This is a genomic window from Leucobacter chromiisoli, from assembly GCF_016522505.1.
In the GTDB taxonomy this organism is placed as follows: domain Bacteria; phylum Actinomycetota; class Actinomycetes; order Actinomycetales; family Microbacteriaceae; genus Leucobacter; species Leucobacter chromiisoli.
In genome coordinates this window covers 209,969-230,560 of the sequence record NZ_JAEHOH010000006.1, presented here as the reverse complement: position 1 = coordinate 230,560, position 20,592 = coordinate 209,969, and the positions used below count along the sequence as shown (strand labels likewise).

The window sequence follows — 20,592 nt, the reverse complement described above, 5'->3', positions numbered from 1 at the left end:
AATTCGTGGTTGGATAAGAGCAAGGTGCCGGACGAGGGAGTCGACATGGCAGACGAGTATGCAGAGTGGTCGGTCATCAGCGCGGCCGAGGCCGAGCAGCTCGCCGCCGGAGCGCACCCCGACCCCTTCGCCGCTCTCGGGCCATCCGACGACGGGACGCGCCTCGTCGTCCGCCTGCCGGGGGCCGAGCGCGTCTGGGCCGTCAACGACACCGACGAGGCCGAGCTCGCCCCGTTCCCGGGCGGTGACGGGATCTTCACGGGGCCGGCGCTCGCCTACTACCGCCTGCGCATCCGGTGGCCCGGCGGCGTCACGGAGGAGCGCGAGGACCCGTACCGCTTCGGCCCCGTGCTCGGAGAGGTCGACGAGCACCTGATCGGCGAGGGGCGGCACCGCCGCCTCTGGGAGGCGCTCGGGGCCCACCGGATCTCGCACGAGGGGGTCGAGGGCGTGCACTTCGCGGTGTGGGCGCCGAACGCCGAACGCGTCTCCGTCGTCGGCGACTTCAACGCCTGGAACCCCACGGTCCACCCGATGCGCCCCCGGGGCGCGACGGGGGTCTGGGAGCTCTTCCTCCCCGGCCTCGACGAGGGGACGGTCTACAAGTACGACCTCCTCGGCGAGCAGGGGCGGCGACTGCCGCAGAAGGCCGACCCCGTCGGCTTCGGCAGCGAGCACCCGCCCGCGACCGGCTCGGTCGTCCGGCGTCTCGGGCGGCACGAGTGGCGTGACCGGGAGTGGGTCGACCGGCGCGCCGCGATCAACGCGGTGGACGCCCCCATCAGCGTCTACGAGGTGCACCTCGGGTCGTGGCGCCGCGCGGTCGCCGACACGGAGAGCGGGCGGCGTCCGCTCTCCTACCTCGAGCTCGCGACCGAGCTGGTCGCCTACGCCGCCGACCTCGGCTTCACCCACATCGAGGTGCTGCCGATCAGCGAGCACCCGTTCGACGGGTCGTGGGGCTACCAGCCGATCGGCATGTTCGCCCCGACCGTCCGCCACGGCACCCCCGAGGAGTTCGCGGCGTTCGTCGATGCCGCCCACGCCGCCGGCCTCGGGGTGATCGCCGACTGGGTGCCCGGGCACTTCCCCACGGACCAGCACGGCCTCGGGCGCTTCGACGGCACCGCGCTGTACGAGCATCGGGATCCGCGGGAGGGCTTCCACCCCGACTGGAACACCCTGATCTTCAACTACGGTCGCCCCGAGGTGCTGAACTACCTCGTCTCGAACGCGCTGTACTGGCTCGACGAGTACCACCTCGACGGCCTGCGCGTCGACGCCGTCGCGTCGATGATCTACCGCGACTACTCGCGCCGAGCCGGCGAGTGGATCGCGAACAAGGACGGCGGTCGGGAGAACTACGAGGCCATCGAGTTCCTGCGCGAGGCGAACGCGGCGGCCTACGCGGAGCACCCGGGCGTCGCGATGATCGCCGAGGAGTCCACCACGTTCCCGGGGGTCACCCGCCGCGTCGACCAGGATGGGCTCGGCTTCGGCTACAAGTGGAACCTCGGCTGGATGAACGACTCCCTGACCTACTTCGGCAAGGATCCGATCTATCGGCGGTACCACCAGAACCAGCTGACCTTCGGCATCACCTACGCCTTCACCGAGAACTTCCTGCTGCCGATCAGCCACGACGAGGTCGTGCACGGCAAGGGGTCGATGTACGGGCGCATGCCCGGCACCCACGCCGACAAGCTCGGCAACCTCAAGGCGTTCTACGGCTACATGTGGGGCTACCCCGGCAAGAAGCTGCTGTTCATGGGCCAGGAGTTCGGCCAGCCGGCCGAGTGGAACCACAACGCCGAGCTCGACTGGGGCGTGCTCCACGATCCGGGGCACGCCGGGGTGCAGAGCGTGGTCCGGGATCTCAACCGCCTCTACCGCGAGCAGCCCGCGCTGCACCGCCGCGACTCCGACCCGCGCGGGTTCCAGTGGCTGCTCGTCGACGCCGTGGAGGATCAGGTCTTCGCCTGGCTGCGGCGCGGCGCCCCCGAGGATCCGCACGTGGTCGTCGTGCTCAACCTCACCCCCGTCGAGCGGACGGGGTACCGGGTCGGCTTCCCCGTCGCCGGTCGGTGGATCGAGGCGCTCAACACCGACTCGGCGGCCTACGGCGGCGGCAATCGCGGCAACACGGGCGCCATCGAGACCGAGGACGTCCCGGCGGGCGACGAGGCCCAGTCCGCCCTGCTCACCATCCCACCCCTGTCAGCCATCTATTTCGTGGAGGAACGGTCATGACTGCAACGCCGCACTCAGGCAATCCCACCGGAGCGCCGCTCCGCCTGTCCAACCAGGCGATGGCCTTCGTGCTCGCCGGCGGGCGGGGCAGCCGCCTCGAGGAGCTCACCGACCGGCGGGCGAAACCCGCCGTGCACTTCGGCGGCAAATCGAGGATCATCGACTTCCCGCTCTCGAACGCGCTCAACTCCGGCATCCGCAAGATGGCCGTCGCCACGCAGTACAAGGCGCACTCGCTCATCCGCCACATGCAGCGCGGGTGGGGGTTCTTCCGGGCCGAGCGGAACGAGTACCTCGACATCCTGCCCGCCAGCCAGCGCGTGGCCGAGAACAAGTGGTACCTCGGCACCGCCGACGCGGTCACGCAGAACATCGACATCGTCGACGACTACGACGTGAAGTACGTGATCGTCCTCGCGGGCGACCACGTCTACAAGATGGACTACGAGATCATGCTGCGGCAGCACGTCGAGACGGATGCCGACGTCACGGTCGGCTGCCTCACCGTGCCGCGCGAGGAGGCCACCGGCTTCGGCGTCATGCACGTCGATGAGCAGGGTCGGATCGTCGACTTCCTCGAGAAGCCCGCCGATCCGCCCGGCATGCCCGACGACCCCGACATGGCGCTCGCCTCGATGGGCATCTACGTCTTCGACTGGGCGTTCCTGCGCGAGCTGCTCCTGGCCGACGCCGAGGACACGAGCTCGAGCCACGACTTCGGTCACGACCTCATCCCGGCGATCGTGAAGGGCGGAAGCGCCTACGCGCACCGCTTCAGCGAGTCGTGCGTCATGAGCGGCCTCGAGACCGAGCCCTACTGGCGCGACGTGGGCACGATCGACTCGTTCTGGCGGGCCAACATCGACCTGACGGAGTTCATCCCGGCGCTCGACATGTACGACAACGCCTGGCCGATCTGGACCTACGCCGAGCTGGTGCCGCCCGCGAAGTTCATCCACGACGACGAGAAGCGCCGGGGGCAGGCGATCCAGTCGCTCGTGTCGGGCAACTGCATCATCAGCGGCGCCGAGGTGCACAACTCGCTCCTGTTCACGGGAGGCCGCGTCCACTCCTACGCGTCGCTCGACCACGTCGTCTCGCTGCCCTACGTCGACGTGGCGCGGGGCGCACGACTGAGCAAGTGCGTGCTCGACAACCGGGTGCGGATCCCCGAGGGGCTCGTCGCCGGGGAGGATCCCGAGGAGGACGCGAAGTGGTTCAGGCGCACGGCGGACGGGGTCGTGCTCATCACTCAGCCCATGCTCGACCGTCGCGCCGCGGCGCTGGAGTGACCGGCACCGATAGTCTCGAGACGCAGAACAGGAAGAAAGAGGAAGGAAGCGCCATGGCACGCCGTCCGCGTCGCGTGTTGTCGGTCGCATCGGAGTGCGCACCCCTGCTGAAGACCGGCGGCCTGGCCGACGTGGTGGGTGCGCTGCCCGCGGCGCTGGCACCGCTCGGGTGGCGGTCGCGGATCCTCATGCCCGCCTACCGCGGTCTGCTCGAGCAGGTCGGCCGTTCGCGGCGGGTCTGGCGCGACGACGACCTCTTCGGCGGCCCCGCCGCCGTGCGCTCGGCCTCGTACCGCGGCCTCGACCTCCTGCTGCTCGACGCGCCGCACCTGTTCGACCGGCCGGGCGGCCCCTACACCGTCGACGGGCACGACCACCCCGACAACCACGTGCGGTTCGCCGCGCTCTCCTGGGTCGGCGCCCGGATCGCGATGCACGGCACGGTCGACCGGTGGAGGCCCGACCTCGTCCACGCGCACGACTGGCAGGCCGGGCTCGTGCCGTCGTACCTCGCGTACGCCGGTTCCGAAGTGCCGACGCTCCTCACGATCCACAACATCGCGTTCCAGGGCGTCTTCGGCCCGGACCAGCTCGACCGGCTGCGCCTGCCGACCTGGGACTTCCACCCGGAGGCGCTCGAGTACCACGGCCTCGTCAGCACCCTGAAGGCCGGCATGGTCCACGCCTCCAGGGTGACGACCGTCAGCCCGACCTACGCGGAGGAGCTCGCCACTCCCGAGTTCGGCTTCGGCCTCGAGGGCGTCGTCGCCTCCCGCCGGGATCGGGGCGAGATGGTCGGGATCCTGAACGGCATCGACACGTCGGTGTGGGATCCCGCGACGGATCCGCACGTCGTCCCGTTCTCGGCGTCCGCCCCCGGGGCGAAGGCGGAGAACCGGCGCGCGCTGCTGGCCGAGTTCGGGCTCGACGAACCGAACGGGCCGCTGGCGGTGGTCGTCACGCGCCTCACGCACCAGAAGGGGGTCGATCTGCTGCTCGAGGCGCTGCCCGCCTTCGTGGAGGCCGGGGGCGCCGTGGTCGTGCTCGGATCGGGCGATGCGGGGTACGAGTACGGGCTGGGCGAGCTGGCGGCGCGGTACCCGCGCTCGGTGGGGCTGCGGCTCGGGTACGACGAGCCCCTCAGCCACCGCATGTACGCGGGGGGCGACCTCGTCCTCGTGCCCTCGCGCTTCGAGCCGTGCGGGCTCACGCAGCTCTACGGCCTGCGCTACGGGGCACTGCCCGTCGTCGCCTCGACCGGGGGGCTCCGCGACACCGTCGCCGACGCGACGCCCGAGCGCCTCGCCGACGGCTCGGCCACGGGCTTCGCCTTCGGCGATCCGACCCAGGGAGGGGCGATCGACGCCGGCGGGCTCGGCTTCGCCCTCGGCCGCGCCGTCGACCTCTACGCGGATCGCGACGCGTGGCTGCGCCTGCGGGCGCGGGCGATGCGCGCCCCGGTCGACTGGAGCACGTCGGCTACGCGGTACGCCGAGCTGTTCGCAGAGCTGGTGCGATGACGGGTGCCACGGTGCGCGACACCGCGGCGGGCCGCCCCTGGCCCCTCGGCGTCACAGCGGATGAGCGCGGGATCAACGTCGCCGTGTGGGCCCCCGAGGCCTCGCGGGTGATGCTGTGCCTCTTCGACGCGGACGGCGCCGAGGAGCGCATCGTGCTGCCCCATCGCGACGGGGACGTCCGGCACGCCCACATCTCGGGTGTCGCGCCCGGCACGCGCTACGGACTGCGCGCCGAGGGCCCGAATCGCCCGGCCGACGGGCTGCGCTTCAACCCGGCCAAGCTGCTCGTCGACCCGTACGCCCGCGCGCTCGACGGTCCCCTGCGCTGGGACCCGCTCATGTCGGGCTACGCATCCGGCCCCGACGACCTCGTCGTGGACCACCGCGACAGCGCCCCCGTCGTGCCGAAGGGCATCGTCGCGGGCGCGGCCTCGGGACCGGATCCCGCCGCCAATCGCCCCGGCCACGCGCTCGCCGACCTCGTCGTCTACGAGGCCCACGTCAAGGGGATCTCGGCGGCGCACCCGGACGTTCCCGAGGAGATCCGCGGCACCTACGCGGGCATGGCCGACCCCGCCATCGTCGGTCACCTCTCCGCGCTCGGCGTGAACGCGGTGGAGCTGCTGCCGGTGCAGGCGTTCCTCGACGACGAGTACGTCGTCGGCAAGGGCCTCACGAACTACTGGGGCTACCAGCCGATCTCCTGGTTCGCCGCCGAGCCCCGCTACGCCGGGCCGGGCCGGGACGCCGACGCCGAGCTGCGGCGCCTCGTGCACACCCTCCACGAGGCGGGCATCGAGGTGATCGTCGACGTGGTCTACAACCACACCGGCGAGGGCGACGAACGCGGACCGACGCTCAGCCTGCGCGGTCTGCACAACACCGGCTACTACCGGCTGCTCGACGAGGGCCGGCACTACGTCGACGACACGGGCACCGGCAACACGCTCGCCGTGGAGCGGCCGATGGTGCTGCGGCTCGTGCTCGACAGCCTTCGGCACTGGGTGCAGCACTTCGGGGTCGACGGGTTCCGCTTCGATCTCGCGACGGCGGTCGGGCGCACGGAGCGGGGCTTCGAGGCGGCGGGCGCATTCTTCCAGGCGGTGCGGCAGGATCCGGTGCTCGCGGGGGTCAAGCTCATCGCCGAGCCCTGGGACCTGGGGCCCGGCGGCTACCAGCTCGGGCACTTCCCGCACCCGTGGTCGGAGTGGAACGACTGGTTCCGGGACGGCGTGCGCCGGGTGTGGCGCGGCGATCCGCTCGGGCAGGTGGGGCTCGCCTCCGCACTGCTCGGATCCGCCGGCCGCTTCGACCACTCGGGTCGCGGCACGACTGCCTCGGTCAACTTCGTCACGGCCCACGACGGTTTCACCCTGGCCGACGTCGTGTCGTACGCCGAGAAGCACAACGAGGCGAACCTCGAGGGCAATCGCGACGGCCACGACGACAACCACTCCGACAACTTCGGGGTGGAGGGGCCGAGCGACGACGAGCAGATCGTGTCGGCCCGCGCCCGGCGGGTGCGCGGCATGCTGGCGACGCTGCTCGTCTCGCAGGGCGTGCCGATGCTGCTGGCCGGCGACGAGATCGGCAACAGTCAGGGCGGCAACAACAACGTCTACGCCCAGGACAACGAGACCGGGTGGATCGACTGGTCGTCGCCCGACGCGGAGCTGCTGGGCTTCGTGCGCCGGCTCATCGACGTGCGCCGCAGGTTCCCCGTGCTGCGCCAGCGGGCGTTCCTGCACGGCGGCGTCCGGGAGGACGGGCACCGCGACGTCGTGTGGCGCCGCGCGGACGGGGAGGAGCCGACCCCCGACGACTGGCACGATCCCGAGTTCCGCACGATAGCCGCCGAACTGCGCGGCGCGGCCGGCGACCCGATCGGCGAGATGCAGGACGACGTCGTGCTCGTGGTGCTGAACGTCGGGGGCGACGTCGAGATCCGCCTGCCCGAGCCGGGCGACGGCCGGAGCTGGCGCGTCGAGGCCGACAGCGCCCGCCCCGACGCGGAGGGCCCGGCCTCGGACGCCTACCCCGCGCTCGCCCAGTCGGTCGTCGTGATGTCGGCCGCCCGCGAGGCCTCGGACGCGCCCGCTCCGGGTGCCGGCCTCCGGGAGAACGACTCCCCGGTGAACGTCTCTTCGGAGAGCGACTCCCCGGAGAACGGTTCCCCGCGCACCCACTCCCCCTGAAAGGCGGTCACGTCATGTCGGATCACACCACCTCCCCCGCCCCCTTCCACCCGGCCTCCGTAACCGACGAGTGGTGGCGCAGCGCGGTGATCTACCAGGTGTACCCGCGCTCGTTCGCCGACTCCGACGGCGACGGGATCGGCGATCTGCCCGGCATCACCTCGCGACTGCCCTACCTGCGCGACCTCGGCGTCGACGCCGTGTGGGTCTCGCCCTTCTACCCCTCGCCGCAGGCCGACGCCGGCTACGACGTCGCCGACTACTGCGGCGTCGACCCGCTGTTCGGATCCCTCGACGACGCGGACGAGCTCGTGAGCCGGGCCCACGGACTCGGGATCCGCGTCTTCGTCGACCTCGTGCCGAATCACACGAGCGATGAGCACCCGTGGTACCGGCGCGCCCTCGCGGCGCCGCCCGGCTCGCCCGAGCGCGACTGGTACGTCTTCCGGGATCCGGATCCCGAGGACCCGGAGCGTCCCCCGAACAACTGGGAGTCGGTGTTCGGCGGGCGGGCCTGGTCGAAGACGCCCGACGGCCAGTGGTACCTGCACCTGTTCGACTCGAAGCAGCCCGACCTCAACTGGGAGAACCCCCGCGTGCGGGAGGCGTTCCTCGATATCCTGCGCTTCTGGCTCGACCGGGGCGTCGACGGGTTCCGCGTCGACGTCGCCCACGGGCTCGTCAAGGCGCCGGGGCTCCCCGACGCGGAGACGGTGGGGCGGCGGGCCGAGGAGCCGGGCGACGCCGCTCGCGGCGAGCACCACGGTGAGGGGATGTCGGCGGGGGCGACGCCCTACTGGGATCAGGACGGCGTGCACGACGTCTACCGCGCGTGGCGCGAGGTGCTCGACGGCTATCCGGGCGAGCGCGCCATGGTCGCCGAGGCCTGGGTGGAGCCCTACGCGCGCATCGCGCGCTACGTGCGGCCGGGGGAACACCATCAGGCGTTCAACTTCGCGTTCCTCGACGCGCCGTGGCGGGCGGCCGCGCTGCGGGACACCATCGCGGAGTCGTACGAGGCGAGCGATCCGATGGGGGCTCCCACCACCTGGGTGCTCTCGAATCACGACGTGATCCGGCACGCCACGCGGCTGGGCCTCGCGCCCGAGCACTTCGCCTCCCAGCTCGGGCCGGCGGTTCCGGCGCCCGACCGCGCCGTCGCGCTGCGGCGAGCGCGGGCGGCGTCGACCATGATGCTCGCGCTCCCCGGCAGCGCGTACCTGTACCAGGGCGAGGAGCTCGGGCTGCCCGAGGTGCTCGAGCTCGACGGCTCGGTGCGGCAGGATCCGACCTTCCACCGCACCGGCGGGGAGCGCCTCGGCCGCGACGGCTGCCGCGTGCCGATCCCGTGGGAGGGCGGAGCGCCCGCGTACGGCTTCAGCGAGACCGGCGAGTCCTGGCTGCCGCAGCCCGAGATCTTCGGCGAGTTGGCCGTCGACCGCCAGACGGGCGTCCCCTGGTCGACGCTGGAGCTCTACCGGCAGCTGCTCGCCGTTCGCCGCGAACGCGGTCTGGGCTCGGGATCGCTCGACTTCGTCGATCTCGGCGACGACATCGTGGCGTTCGACATCGCCTCGCCTGCGGGGAGCACGCGCGTGGTGCTCAACCTCGGCGAGGGGGCGTGGCCGATCCCCGAGGGCGCCCGGGTGCTCGTGGCGAGCGATCCGTCGATCGCGGGATCCGGAGCGGTCGCGGGATCCGGCGCGGGTGCGGGACCCGGCGCGGGCGATCCCCGCCTGCTCCCCGTCGACTGCGCGGTCTGGCTCGTCCGGTAGGGATCCTCAGCACTCTCGCGGGTCACGCCTCATGCCTCGCGCCGGGCGGTACGAGGCGGGATCCGGGCCCCCGCCCAGACGAGCAGCGCGGCGGCGAGGAGCGCGAGGAGGAGGCCCGCGATGTGCAGGACGAGCGACGCGATCCCGCGCTCGGGGAGCAGGAACCCGTAGGGAACCCACCCGTCGGTGACCCCGCGGATCAGCACGACCGTGAGCCACGCCAGCGGGTACGGCAGCACGATCCAGAGGTCGCGCCAGCGCGGCGGCCGGGATCCGTCGGGGACCAGCCAGTCGAGGAGCACGAGCAGCGGGAACACGAGGTGCAGTGCAGCGCTCACCCACGGAGGCGCGGATCCGGTGCCCGGGACGAGCACGCTGTAGACGACGCCGACGACGAGCATGCACGTCGCCGCCGCGGCTCGCGCCGGCGCGAGCCAGGACGGGACCGGGCGATCCGCGGCATCACGCCGCTCCGTGCGACCGATCCAGAGCAGCGCCCCCGATGTGATCAGCAGCCCGCAGGTGAGCAGGCTGGTCAGGTTCGTGAAGTAGCCGAAGTAGTCGAAGGGGCTCGGGTTCCCGGCCGCGGCCTCGAGCAGGTAGGCGTGCACGAGGATCCCGAGCACGACCACGCCGAGGAGCACCCGCGCCGGTCCCAGCCATCGCTTCGGGCGCGCGACTCTCAGATCCGTCTCGCCCTGCACACGCCGATCCTAGCGAAACTGCGGCAGAGGGCGGGCGAGGGGTGCGCGCTTTCCCCCTCCCGTCTGATTCCCGCCCCGGCCGCGCCGACCCGCTGATCTGTCTCACGACGCTGCACCTGGCCACGGCCTGAGGGCGATCTGTCCGGCCTGATCGCGATCGCAGCGCTTATCCGAGCGCGCCCGAGTGCGGTCCGACCGCGATCACAGCGCGGTCGGCGACCGGCCCCGGTCGCCGGTGCTATCCGAGCTGCTCGGAGAGTTCCAGCCAGCGATCCTCCAGCGCCGCGACCTCGTCCTCGATCGCGGTGATCTTCACCATCTCGGCGTTCAGCAGCGCGTAGTCGCTCTGGTCGAGCTCGGCGAGACCGGTGCGCGCCTTCGCCGCGTCGGCCTGCAGCCGCTCCATCTTCCGCTCGACCGAGGCGAGCTCTTTCTCTGCCGCGCGCAGCTCGGCGCCGGACAGCACGTTCGTCCGGGGACGGTCGACCTTCTCGGGCCGTCCGGCGGTTCCGGGAGCGGTTCCCCCGCGCTCCCGCGCCCCATCCTGCGCGCGCTCCCGCGCCCGATCCTCGGCCGCGCGCAGCTTCAGGTACTCGTCCACTCCCCCGGGCAGATGCCGCAGGTGCCGATCCAGGATCGCGTACTGCTGATCCGTCACGCGCTCCAGGAAGTACCGGTCGTGCGACACCACGATGAGCGTGCCGGGCCACGAGTCGAGCAGATCCTCCATCGCCGCGAGCATGTCGGTGTCGAGATCGTTGGTCGGTTCATCGAGGATCAGCACGTTCGGCTGGTCCAGCAGGATGAGCAGCAGCTGCAGGCGGCGCTTCTGGCCGCCCGAGAGATCCTTCACCGGCGTCGACAGCTGCGCGCTCGTGAAGCCCATGCGCTCGAGCAGCTGCCCGGGCGTGAGCTCCTGCGCCTTCGAGCCGGTGCCGACCGTGAAGCTCGTGCGCAACCGCCCAATGACCACGCGCACGGGCTCGTTCAGATGCTCCTCGAGCTCGTCGAGGCGCTGCGTGAGCGTGGCGACCTTCACGGTCTTGCCGCGCTTCACCCGGCCGCTCGTCGGCTCGACCGTGCCCGCGATGAGGCCGAGCAGCGTCGATTTGCCCGCGCCATTCACCCCCAGGATCCCCGTTCGCTCACCGGGGGCGAGCAGCCACGTCACGTCTTCGAGGATCGTCTTCGCTTCGGGCTCACCGTTCCCGGCGGTTTCGGGGCTCGGATACGCCACGCCGGCGTCGACGAGGTTCACGACCTCCTTGCCGAGGCGCTGCACCGCCATCGACTGCAGCGTCACCTTGTCGCGCACCTCCGGCACGTCGGCGATGAGCTGGTTCGCGGCGTCGATCCGGAACTTCGGCTTCGAGGTGCGGGCGGGCGCGCCGCGGCGCAGCCACGCCAGCTCCTTGCGGGCGAGGTTCTGCCGCTTCTGCTCGATCGCCGCGGCCTGCCGGTCGCGCTCGACGCGCTGCAGGATGTACGCCGCGTAGCCGCCCTCGAAGGGCTCGACGATGCGGTCGTGCACCTCCCACGTGTCGGTGCAGACCTCGTCGAGGAACCAGCGGTCGTGCGTCACGACGAGCAGGGCGCCCTGCCCCGCGGGCCAGCGCCGCTTCAGGTGATCCGCGAGCCAGGCGATCGCCTCGACGTCCAGATGGTTGGTCGGCTCGTCGAGCGCGAGGACGTCCCACTCCCCCACGAGCAGCCGCGCGAGCGCCACGCGTCGTCGCTGGCCGCCGGAGAGCGCGTCCACGGGAGCGTCCCAGGCGAGATCGCCGACGAGCCCGGCGATCACGTCGCGGGTGCGCGGATCCCCCGCCCACTCGTACTCGGGCCGGTCGCCGACGACCGCGTGGCCCACCGTCTCGCCCTCGTCGAACACGTCGGCCTGATCCAGCACGCCGATCGTCGTGCCGCCCCGCACGGTCACCTGACCGCCGTCGGGCTCGCGACGCCCCGCGAGCATCATGAGCAGGCTCGACTTGCCGTCGCCGTTGCGGCCGACGATGCCGATGCGGTCGCCCTCGGCGACGCCCAGCGTCACGGAGTCGAACACGACCTTGGTCGGAACCTCGAGGTGCAGGGCCTCGGCCCCCAGAAGATGCGCCATAACCCCTCAAGCCTAGCCGCCGCACCTGAGCGGGCAGGGCGGGATCGCGCAGGCGCGCTCATGCAGTTGCGGCACGGCAGGCGCGGCCCGGCCGTCCGGGCACGGCCGACACGGTCCGGCCGACGCGGTCCGGCCGTCCGGGCACGGCCGACGCGGCCCGGTAGGCGGTGCCGGGCCCGTCCGAGCGCGTCAGGCGCTGCAGCAGCTCCCGCCGCAGCAGGATCCGCCCGCGTCGTCGCCCAGCAGGTTCAGGATCTCGCGCGACTCGGCATCCGCGAAGGACGCGATCCCCGCGAAGCCGGCCTCGGCGGGTTCCCCGGCCGGCTCGCCGCCGACGCCCGCCTCGGCTCGATCCTCGACGCTCGCCTCGGAAGTCTCCGCGCCGATCCTCGTCTTCTCACTCATATGGGTCCTCTCCCCGTCCTCATCCGGAATCTACCACCCTGTTCCACCGGGCATCCTGCTCTATCGAGCGTCCTGCTCTACCGAGCGTCCTGCTCCATCGAGCAACCATGCCATGCGCCACCGACCACAGGCCCCCTACCGGGCATCCCGCCGCTCGTCGCCGCGAGCGAGCTGAAGCACCTGTCCCAGCACATCCGCGAACGTGTCCGCGGGCTGCGCGCCGGGGACGGCGTACTTCTGGTCGAACAGGAAGAACGGCACCCCGCTCACGCCGAGCATGCGCGCCCGCGTGATGTCGGCGTCCACGGCGTCACCGAGCGACTCGTCGTCGAGGGCCGCCCGTGCGGCCTCACGATCGAGCCCGGCCTCCGCGGCGAGCGCCGCGAGCGTCTCGGGATCCGACAGGTCCTCACCCTCCGCGAAGTAGGCGGCGAACAGGCGCTCCTGCACCTCGGCCTGCCTGCCCTCGGCCTTCGCGAGGTGGAGCAGCCGATGCGCGCGCCGGGTGTTCACGTGCCGGAGCGCGTCGAAGCGGAAGCCGATGCCGTCGGAGGCTCCGAGGCGGGTCATCTCGGCGAGCATCTCCTCGACCCGCTCGCGAGGCATCCCCTTGTGCTTCACGAGGAAGTCGACCTCTCCGCCCGAGAATCCTTCCGGGGTGTCGGGCGCGAGCTCGTAGCTGTGGCTCTCGACCTCGATCTCGACGTCGGGATGCTGCTCGGCGAAGACCGAGACCCCCTGCTCGAAACGGTGCTTGCCGATGTAGCACCAGGGGCATGCGATGTCCGACCAGATGTCGACGCGGATCTTCTCAGTCACCTTCAGGGCAACGCACTCGGCTCGGGATCCATTCCCGCCGTGGGGTGTGTTTCGCGGCACTGTTTCGCGCTGCCGTTCCGCGGCACCGTTCCGCGGCACCGTTCCGCGCCTCCGTTCCATGGCTGCTGTGGATTGTCGCGTCTTATCCACAGATGCATACTCTCGGCACAGGAGCTACATCCGTGAAGGACAAACATTCCGAAGAATCTTTGGACCAGAATCTTCCGAGATCCGCCCGAATCCGAGCGTATCGGGCCCTCCGATGTCAGTGGCATGGTCGACACTGTCCCTATGAACGCACCGCACGAGATCCCGAACGCGAGCATCCTCGCGCTCGACTCCGTGGTGTCCAGGCTCGAATCGGTCGAGCGCCGCATCCGCGAGGCCGAGGCCGACCGGGTGGCCCTACTCGCAGAGGCCTTCGACATCGCCTCCGCCGAGAGCGACGGCGCCGACAGCAGCGTTCCGACGGGATCCGGCGCCGAACTCGCCTACCGCGCCGTACGAGCCGAGGTCGCCGCGGCTCTGCGCATGAGCGAACGCACGGCGGAGAAGCACCTGGATCACGCGCGCACCCTCACCCGTCACTACGCCGGGGTCTTCGAGGCGCTCCGCGCGGGTGATCTGTCCTACCGACACACGACGGTCATCTGCGACGCGGGCGCGGTGATCGGTTCCTCCGACGGGCCCGACGGCGTGATCAGGCGGGCGCGGTATGAGGAGGCCGTGCTCCCCGTCGCCATCGAGGAGACGCCCAACCGTCTGCACCCCGTCGCCCGCAGGCTGGCCGAACGCTTCGCCGAGACCTCCCTCGACGAGCGTCACGCCGCCGCCAGCAGGCTTCGTCGCGTATTCATCATCGACCGCGAGGACGGCATGGCCGACCTCGTCGCCCACCTCCCGGCGGTGGAGGCCTACGGGATCTACCACCGGCTCACCGCCTTGGGTCGAGAGGTTTCGCATGCCCGCGCGGCGGCGTCTCGGGATCGCGCCACATCGCAGAGCCGCACCGCTTTGCAGAGCCGTGCACCCTTGCAGGGCCCTGCCGCCCTGCGGAGCCGCGCCGCTTTGCAGAGTCTGCCCGTTCCGCGGAACTCATCGGTCTTCGCGGACCATGCCCCGCACGGCCGTGCCGCACAGGCTCCTGAAGCGCCCCGCACGCTCGACGAGATCCGGGCGGATCTGCTCGCCGACCTCGCGCTGATGAACATCCCCTCGCTGGACGAGGATCCTCCCGCCGGGCTCCCGGCCGATCCCGCGGCCGGTGTCTCGGCGTCCCGTGGTTCGCCCGCCTCCTCGGCTCCCTCGAGCGCCGAATGGGAAGCCGATCGAAGACCTTCGCCCCGAAGAATCGGCGCTATTCAGGCGAGAGTGCAGGTCGTGCTCCCGGCCGAGATCCTGTTCCCGCCCGGACCCGGCGAGAGCAGGGGCGAGAGCAGCGGCGAGCGCAGGGGCGAGCGCGATGGGCATGGCGACGATAGCGCCGCCCGCACCGCGGTCGGGGAACCGTTCGATCCACCGCACCTGGTCGGCTACGGCCCCATCGACGCGGCTTCCGCTCGGCGGCTCGCCGCTCGTGCCCCGCACTGGGAGGAGATCTCCGTGCATCCGCTGACGGGCGATGTGCTCTCGGTCGATCGCTATCGCGCCTCCGAGCAGATGCGGCGGTTCCTCGGCGCCCGGGATCTGCACTGCCGGTTCCCCGGATGCCGAGCGCCGATCGCCCGCTGCGACCTCGACCACACCGTCGACGCCGCGCTCGGCGGTGAGACCTCGACGGCGAATCTGGCCCACCTCTGCCGGGGGCACCACACGCTCAAGCACCACACGGGCTGGCGGGTGAAGCAGCAGGCCGGCGGAGTGCTCGAGTGGTCGAGCCCCACCGGGCGGAGCTACACCGAGAAGCCGCCGAGCCGCGTCATGTTCAGACCCGCTCCGCGCACGGACGAATGGTCGCCGTAGACGTAGCGAATTCCGGCCGGGCAGCAGAGCAACAGAACAACAGAACAACAGAGCAACAGAACAACAGAACAACAGAACAACAGAGCAACCGCCGGGCTCACCCGCCGAGGGGTGACGCGGCGTTCCAGGCGTGGATGAAGGCCGGCCCGCCCTCGCGCTCGTGATCCTGCAGTTCCTCGTCGCCGAGGGAGTCCGCGGCGGTGACGCAGAGCGATCTCTGCCCGGCGGGCTCGACGCAGACCCAGTCCCCCGCGCGGGCCGCGGCCTTGAGCGTCGGGGCGAAGTCGGAGAGCGCCCCCGGGGAGACGGCGGCGCTCACCGTCACCTCGAGCCGGTCGCGGGCCATCTGCACCGACTCGACCTGGGCGGTCTCGGCGACGGCCACGCCGGCCGCGGTGCGCTCGAGCAGCTCCGTCGGCGGCGCGTACACGGAGAACGCCGCGCCCCGGCCGCTCCGCCCCAGTCGACGCCGCCGTCCAGGGGTTCCTCCGCCCCCGCGGAGGAACCGGAGAAGAGCCCGATGGTGTCGAAGACGGACGCCTCGGGGAGTTCCCCGACCGCGCGCGCGATCGGGAGGAGGTCGTCCCGCGCCCCCGTCCTGATGTGGATCACGCCCTCCCCCGCCCAGCTCGACTGCACGCGCGCGACGGTGTCGTCGTCGAGGCTCGCGAGAAGATCCCTCGCGGCCGCGCCGTCGGCTCCCTCGCCGAACTGCAGGAGACCGCTGCTCACGGCGAGCCGCATCCCGCTGCCCGAGAGCATCGGCTCCGCGATCTCGGTCGCCTCGGAAACGTGCAACTCGTCGGCGACGCGCAGCTCCGCCAGTTCGGGAGTCGCCCGGATCCCGCTCACCTCGATCTGCCTGCCGACGCCCTCCCACACCTCCGCGCTCTGCGCGAGCCAGGGGCCGGGCGCGCCCTCCAACTGCACCGCACCGTCCTCGGTGTGCACCGACACGGTGAGCCCCTCGTCGAGGCCGAGCGGTTCGACCGTGCTCACCAGCCCCGCCGCTGCCGGCGTTCACCGGCCCGCACGCCGCGAGCAGCAGCGCCGCCGCTGCCGTCGCGACCGTCGGAAGCAGCGACCGCGGGCTCAGCCGGCCGGCCGCAGCCTCAGCCGGCGTCGAGGATCCGCGCGCCGGGCACGGGGCCGGTGGCGGTGAGCGACCTCACGCCCGCGCGGCCGAGCACCGAGCGCAGCTCCGCGGCCTCCTGCGCGTCGCCCACGAGGAAGGCGACGGTCGGACCGGAACCCGACACGATGCCGGCGAGCGCGCCGCGCGACTCCCCGAGTTCGAGAAGCCTCGTGAGATCCGGCGCGAGCCGGAGCGCTGCGGCCTGCAGATCGTTGTGCATGGCCTCGGCGAGCGATTCCGCGTCGCCGATGCGCACGGCCTGCAGCACGGCCGTGTCGACCTTCACCAGGTCGGGCTGCGGCCCGAGGTCTCCGGCGTGATCGTCGCGGTGCTGGTCGAGGGCCCGGTAGACGACGGGGGTGGAGAGCCCGCCGTCGGAGAGCGCGAGCACCCAGTGGAAGGTGCCCTTCGCGAGGGCCGGGCTCAGCTCGTCCCCCCGGCCGGTTCCGACGGCCGTGCCGCCCTCGAGCGCGAAGGGCACGTCGGCCCCGAGCCGGGCGGCGAGCGGCAGCAGCCCGTTCCTGCCGAGACCCGTGCCCCAGAGCTCGTCGCAGGCGAGCAGCGTCGCGGCCGCATCGGCCGAGCCGCCGCCCATGCCGCCCGCGATCGGCACTCGCTTCAGGATCGTGAGCGCCACCCCTCCGCGGTGCCCGGTCTCCTCCGCGAGCAGGCGGGCGGCGCGCATCGCGAGGTTGGAGTCGTCGACCGGGAGCGCGCCCGAGTCGATCGGCCCGGTGAAGCGGACCGAGAAGTCGTCGGCGGCGACGGCGGTGACCTCCTCGTAGAGGGAGACAGCCTGGTAGAGCGAGGCGACGTCGTGGTAGCCGTCATCCTGCAGTGCACCCACGCGGAAGAACACATTGATCTTCCCCGGCGCACGCACCGTGACCGAGCCTGGCAACGTCGTCCCCATGTCTCAACGCTAGCGCATCCGATCAGGGGAATTCTTCAGCGGTTGTCGGGCTCGGTACCGGCACTCTACCCGGTCGCGCGGCCGATGGCCAGATAGTCGTCGATGCGCAGCTGCTCGGCGCGGAGCGTCGGGTCGACGCCGGCCGCGGTCATCACCTCGACGACCCGGTCGAGCGGCCCGAGCACGGGCTGCAGCGCCTGTCGCAGCATCTTCCTCCGCTGGGCGAAGGCCGCGTTCACGAGCTCGAACACGAGGCGCCGCTCCTCCTCCGTGCCCCTCGGCTCGGCGCGGCGCTCGTACGCGACGAGCACCGAGTCGACGCCCGGCACCGGCCAGAAGATGCGGCGGCTCACGGTTCCCGCGATCCGCCACCCGCCGTACCACGCCGCCTTCGCGCTGGGCGCACCGTACTCCTTCGAGCCCGGCGATGCGGCGATGCGGTATCCGACCTCGGCCTGCACCATCACGAGACCGGCCCGCAGCTCGGGGATCAGTTCGAGCAGGTGCATCAGGATCGGCACCGAGACGTTGTAGGGCAGGTTGGCGACGAGCACCTCGGGCCTCGCCGGCAGGTCGGCGAGCACGGCCTCCGTGATGTCGAGCGCGTCGCTGCGGACGACCCGCAGGCGCGGTTCCGGCCCCGCGAAGATGCCGGGCTGCATCGTCTCCGCGGTGCGCGGCAGCTCGGCGGCGAGCCTGTGGTCGATCTCGACCGCGGTCACGTCGGCGCCGGCCTCGGTGATGCCGAGCGTCAGCGACCCGAGCCCCGGGCCGACCTCGATCACGTGATCGCCCGCCTGCACTCCGGCCAGGCGCACGATCTTGCGCACGGTGTTCGGATCGATCACGAAGTTCTGCCCCAGCTTCTTCGTCGGGGTCACGTCGAGACGCTCGGCCAGCTCGCGCACCTCGACGGGGCCGAGGAGACCCCGGCTGTCGGTGCTCATGCGCGGGATCCGGCGTCGACGGCGGGCTCGGGATCCCACGAGCCGTACACCCACTCGGTGTTGGCCGCGAGCCTCGCGCAGAGCTCGTCGAGCGGCTCGCGCAGCACCTCGGCCATGCGGCGCACGGTGTGCGGCATCAGGTACGGGGCATTCGGACGACCGCGGAACGGCTCGGGGGTGAGGAACGGGGCGTCGGTCTCCACGAGGACGCGGTCGGGCGCCGCGACCGCGAGGGCCTCCCGCAGCGCCGGGGCGTTCTTGAACGTCATGGTGCCCGAGAACGAGAGGTACCAGCCGTGCTCGGCGCAGATCCTGGCGAGCGCCGCGTCGCCGGAGAAGCAGTGGAACACGGTGCGCTCGGGGGCGCCCACCCGCCTCAGCGTGGCCACCACCTCGTCGTGCGCATCGCGGTCGTGGATCTGCAAGGCCTTGCCGTTCGCCTTCGCGATCTCGATGTGCGTCTCGAACGACTCGATCTGGTCGGCCCGCCCCTCCTCGCCGGTGCGGAAGAAGTCGAGGCCGGTCTCGCCGATCGCGCGCACGCGCGGCTCCCCCGCGAGCCGGGCGATCTCGGAGAGGTGCTCGCTCAGCAGACCCCGGGCGGCGAGCTTCGGAGCCTCGTTCGGGTGCAGCGCGACGGCCGCGAGCACACGCGGGTCCGACGCCGCGAGGGCGGCCCCCCAGCGGCTCGTCTCGAGGTCGGTGCCGACCTGCACCACCCCGCGCACGCCGACGGCCTCGGCGCGCTCGAGGGAATCCTGCGGATCGAGCTGGTCGACGCCGTCCTCGAACTCGAGGTGCGTGTGATTGTCGTAGACCGGCACCGGCAGCGGCTCGGGGGCGTCCGGCCGCGTCAGGTCGCGGGATCCGGCTCCCGAACCCGTCGAAGCGCGCCTGCGCAGGCCGCCCGCGGGAGCGGTCACTTCGCCGCCCCGCCGGTGGTCTTGGCGTCCGCGCCGTCGGTCTCGATCCGCGGGAATAGCACGGCGAGCGGCTGCTGCTCGGTGCCCGCGGGCAGGCGCCCCCAGGCTCCGGCCTCGCGGATGGGCTGCTCGGAGAGCGCGCCCAGCGCGGCCTCGGCCCCGAGGGCCGTCCACAGCTTCGCGGTCGCCTGCGGGATCACGGGAGAGAGCAGCTCGGCGAGCACGCGCAGCCCCTCGGTGGCCGTGTACAGCACGGCGGCGAGCCGGTCGCGCCGCGCGGGATCCTTCGCGAGCGCCCACGGCTCCTGCTCGGTGATGTAGCCGTTGAGGGCGTCGACGAGCTCCCACACGGCCGCGATCGCCTCGTGCACCGCGAGCGCCTCGATGCGCTCGTCGGCACGGCCCGCGACGGACGCCGCGAGCTCCCGAATCGCCGCGTCGGCCTCGGCGCCCGCGTCGACGGAAGGGGCCGGCACGCGCGCCCCGAAGTACTTCTTGTTCATCGCGAGCACCCGGCTGGCCAGGTTGCCGAAGCCGTTGGCGAGCTCGGCCTGGTAGCGCGCCGAGAGATCCTCCCAGCTGAAGGACCCGTCGTGGCCGAACGACACGGCGCGCATGAAGTAGTAGCGGAACGCGTCGGAGCCGAACGTGTCGGTGATCTCGTTCGGGGCGATGCCGGTGAGCTTCGACTTCGACATCTTCTCGCCGCCGACCAGCAGCCAGCCGTGCGCGAAGACGCGGCGCGGCGCCTCGATGCCGGCGGCCATGAGCATGGCGGGCCAGATCACGGCGTGGAAGCGCAGGATGTCCTTGCCGACGATGTGGGTCGCGGGCCAGCGGCGGGCGAACTCCTCGTCGTCCTGGCCGTAGCCGATCGCCGTCACGTAGTTCAGCAGGGCGTCGAACCAGACGTAGGTGACGTGCGAGGCGTCCCACGGGATCGGCACGCCCCAGTCGAAGGAGGTGCGCGAGATCGAGAGATCCTCGAGCCCCTGCTGCACGAAGGCGATGACCTCGTTGCGGGCGCTGGCGGGCTGGATGAACTCGGGGTGCTCGTCGTAGAAGGAGAGCAGGCGTTCCTGGAACGCGCTCATCTTGAAGAAGTAGTTCTTCTCCTGCAGCAGCTCGAGCGGCTTGGAGTGGATCGCGCAGACCTTCTCCCCCTCGAACGCGCCCTCGCCGTCGACGATCTCGCTCTTCGGCTTGAACTCCTCGCAGCCCACGCAGTAGAGCGCCTCGAACTCGCCCGCGTAGATGTGGCCCTCGTCGTAGAGGCGCTGCAGGAAGCGGGCGACGCCCGACTCGTGCCGCTCGTCCGTGGTGCGGATGAAGTCGTCGTTGGAGATGTCGATCGTGTCGAGCAGCGGCTTCCACTCCTGCTCGACCAGACGGTCGGCCCACTCCTGCGGGGTCGCGCCGTTCGCGGTCGCCGTGCGCAGGATCTTCTGGCCGTGCTCGTCGGTGCCGGTGAGGAACCAGGTGTCGTCTCCCGCCTGCCGGTGCCAGCGCGCGAGCACGTCGGCGGCGACCTCCGTGTACGCGTGCCCGATGTGCGGGGCGTCGTTCACGTAGAAGATCGGCGTGGTGATGAAGAACGAGGAGGGCTTGGCCATGGGTTCCATTGTATTGGGAACCG

Annotated in this window: 16 protein-coding genes; 6 read left to right on the top strand and 10 right to left on the bottom strand. The window is 71.7% G+C overall.

The genetic code is table 11. The annotated features are described in order from the left end of the window. Positions 1-45: 45 nt before the first annotated feature. The 5 genes from glgB to JD276_RS05420 are packed head-to-tail and all read left to right on the top strand — an operon-like array spanning position 46 to position 9,032. Positions 46-2,250: a 1,4-alpha-glucan branching protein GlgB gene (glgB, locus tag JD276_RS05440; RefSeq protein ID WP_200114628.1), complete on the top strand. Its 2,205-nt coding sequence runs from the start codon at positions 46-48 to the stop codon at positions 2,248-2,250. Then, the gene (gene glgC / locus JD276_RS05435) at positions 2,247-3,542 is read left to right on the top strand and encodes a glucose-1-phosphate adenylyltransferase (RefSeq protein WP_200114624.1); all 1,296 of its coding nucleotides are present in this window, start codon (positions 2,247-2,249) and stop codon (positions 3,540-3,542) included. The genes glgB and glgC overlap by 4 nt, the downstream gene beginning before the upstream one ends. Positions 3,543-3,595: 53 nt before the next feature. Further along, positions 3,596-5,062: a glycogen synthase GlgA gene (gene glgA, locus JD276_RS05430; RefSeq protein ID WP_200114623.1), complete on the top strand. Its 1,467-nt coding sequence runs from the start codon at positions 3,596-3,598 to the stop codon at positions 5,060-5,062. Further along, a complete protein-coding gene (gene glgX, locus JD276_RS05425; RefSeq protein ID WP_200114620.1) occupies positions 5,059-7,257 on the top strand; it encodes a glycogen debranching protein GlgX in 2,199 nt (732 codons plus the stop codon). Before glgA ends, glgX begins: the two co-directional genes overlap by 4 nt. Positions 7,258-7,271: 14 nt before the next feature. Continuing rightward, positions 7,272-9,032: a glycoside hydrolase family 13 protein gene (locus tag JD276_RS05420; RefSeq protein WP_200114616.1), complete on the top strand. Its 1,761-nt coding sequence runs from the start codon at positions 7,272-7,274 to the stop codon at positions 9,030-9,032. 29 nt (positions 9,033-9,061) lie between these two features. Here the strand turns inward: JD276_RS05420 and JD276_RS05415 are convergent, their stop codons facing one another. From JD276_RS05415 to JD276_RS05400, 4 genes are all read right to left on the bottom strand, one after another. Beyond that, complete coding sequence (locus JD276_RS05415; protein ID WP_307866469.1) at positions 9,062-9,736, bottom strand: Pr6Pr family membrane protein; 675 nt, start codon at positions 9,734-9,736, stop codon at positions 9,062-9,064. A 238-nt stretch (positions 9,737-9,974) separates the two neighbouring features. Then, positions 9,975-11,852: an ABC-F family ATP-binding cassette domain-containing protein gene (locus tag JD276_RS05410; RefSeq protein ID WP_200114613.1), complete on the bottom strand. Its 1,878-nt coding sequence runs from the start codon at positions 11,850-11,852 to the stop codon at positions 9,975-9,977. A gap of 189 nt (positions 11,853-12,041) precedes the next feature. Beyond that, on the bottom strand, positions 12,042-12,257 hold the full coding sequence (locus JD276_RS05405; RefSeq protein WP_200114612.1) for a hypothetical protein: 216 nt from the start codon (positions 12,255-12,257) through the stop codon (positions 12,042-12,044). 135 nt (positions 12,258-12,392) lie between these two features. Then, on the bottom strand, positions 12,393-13,076 hold the full coding sequence (locus JD276_RS05400; protein WP_200114611.1) for a DsbA family oxidoreductase: 684 nt from the start codon (positions 13,074-13,076) through the stop codon (positions 12,393-12,395). 291 nt (positions 13,077-13,367) lie between these two features. Here JD276_RS05400 and JD276_RS05395 point away from each other — a divergent pair, with 291 nt between their 5' ends. Next, entirely contained in the window at positions 13,368-15,038 is a 1,671-nt protein-coding gene (locus tag JD276_RS05395) for an HNH endonuclease signature motif containing protein (RefSeq protein ID WP_200114609.1), read from the top strand. A gap of 97 nt (positions 15,039-15,135) precedes the next feature. Here JD276_RS05395 and JD276_RS05390 read toward each other — a convergent pair whose 3' ends face one another. From JD276_RS05390 to metG, 6 genes are all read right to left on the bottom strand, one after another. After that, positions 15,136-15,384 carry a hypothetical protein gene (locus JD276_RS05390; protein WP_200114606.1) on the bottom strand — a complete coding sequence of 83 codons (249 nt, stop codon included), beginning with the start codon at positions 15,382-15,384 and terminating at the stop codon, positions 15,136-15,138. Further along, the gene (locus JD276_RS05385; protein WP_200114605.1) at positions 15,360-16,037 is read right to left on the bottom strand and encodes a hypothetical protein; all 678 of its coding nucleotides are present in this window, start codon (positions 16,035-16,037) and stop codon (positions 15,360-15,362) included. Before JD276_RS05385 ends, JD276_RS05390 begins: the two co-directional genes overlap by 25 nt. A 113-nt stretch (positions 16,038-16,150) precedes the next feature. Next, on the bottom strand, positions 16,151-17,086 hold the full coding sequence (locus JD276_RS05380; RefSeq protein WP_200114604.1) for a 4-(cytidine 5'-diphospho)-2-C-methyl-D-erythritol kinase: 936 nt from the start codon (positions 17,084-17,086) through the stop codon (positions 16,151-16,153). Between the two features lie 65 nt (positions 17,087-17,151). Continuing rightward, positions 17,152-18,033 carry a 16S rRNA (adenine(1518)-N(6)/adenine(1519)-N(6))-dimethyltransferase RsmA gene (rsmA, locus tag JD276_RS05375; RefSeq protein ID WP_200114601.1) on the bottom strand — a complete coding sequence of 294 codons (882 nt, stop codon included), beginning with the start codon at positions 18,031-18,033 and terminating at the stop codon, positions 17,152-17,154. Continuing rightward, on the bottom strand, positions 18,030-18,956 hold the full coding sequence (locus JD276_RS05370; protein ID WP_200114600.1) for a TatD family hydrolase: 927 nt from the start codon (positions 18,954-18,956) through the stop codon (positions 18,030-18,032). Before JD276_RS05370 ends, rsmA begins: the two co-directional genes overlap by 4 nt. Next, positions 18,953-20,569, bottom strand: a complete 1,617-nt coding sequence (metG, locus tag JD276_RS05365; protein ID WP_200114599.1) for a methionine--tRNA ligase — start codon at positions 20,567-20,569, stop codon at positions 18,953-18,955. The genes JD276_RS05370 and metG overlap by 4 nt, the downstream gene beginning before the upstream one ends. Positions 20,570-20,592 lie beyond the last annotated feature (23 nt).

Coding starts and splice junctions, on each gene's coding strand:
- glgB (WP_200114628.1), top strand. CDS start 46: ATGGCAGACGAGTATGCAGAGTGGTCGGTCATCAGCGCGGCCGAGGCC.
- glgC (WP_200114624.1), top strand. CDS start 2,247: ATGACTGCAACGCCGCACTCAGGCAATCCCACCGGAGCGCCGCTCCGC.
- glgA (WP_200114623.1), top strand. CDS start 3,596: ATGGCACGCCGTCCGCGTCGCGTGTTGTCGGTCGCATCGGAGTGCGCA.
- glgX (WP_200114620.1), top strand. CDS start 5,059: ATGACGGGTGCCACGGTGCGCGACACCGCGGCGGGCCGCCCCTGGCCC.
- JD276_RS05420 (WP_200114616.1), top strand. CDS start 7,272: ATGTCGGATCACACCACCTCCCCCGCCCCCTTCCACCCGGCCTCCGTA.
- JD276_RS05410 (WP_200114613.1), bottom strand. CDS start 11,852: ATGGCGCATCTTCTGGGGGCCGAGGCCCTGCACCTCGAGGTTCCGACC.
- JD276_RS05405 (WP_200114612.1), bottom strand. CDS start 12,257: ATGAGTGAGAAGACGAGGATCGGCGCGGAGACTTCCGAGGCGAGCGTC.
- JD276_RS05395 (WP_200114609.1), top strand. CDS start 13,368: ATGAACGCACCGCACGAGATCCCGAACGCGAGCATCCTCGCGCTCGAC.
- JD276_RS05390 (WP_200114606.1), bottom strand. CDS start 15,384: ATGGCCCGCGACCGGCTCGAGGTGACGGTGAGCGCCGCCGTCTCCCCG.
- JD276_RS05380 (WP_200114604.1), bottom strand. CDS start 17,086: ATGGGGACGACGTTGCCAGGCTCGGTCACGGTGCGTGCGCCGGGGAAG.
- rsmA (WP_200114601.1), bottom strand. CDS start 18,033: ATGAGCACCGACAGCCGGGGTCTCCTCGGCCCCGTCGAGGTGCGCGAG.
- metG (WP_200114599.1), bottom strand. CDS start 20,569: ATGGCCAAGCCCTCCTCGTTCTTCATCACCACGCCGATCTTCTACGTG.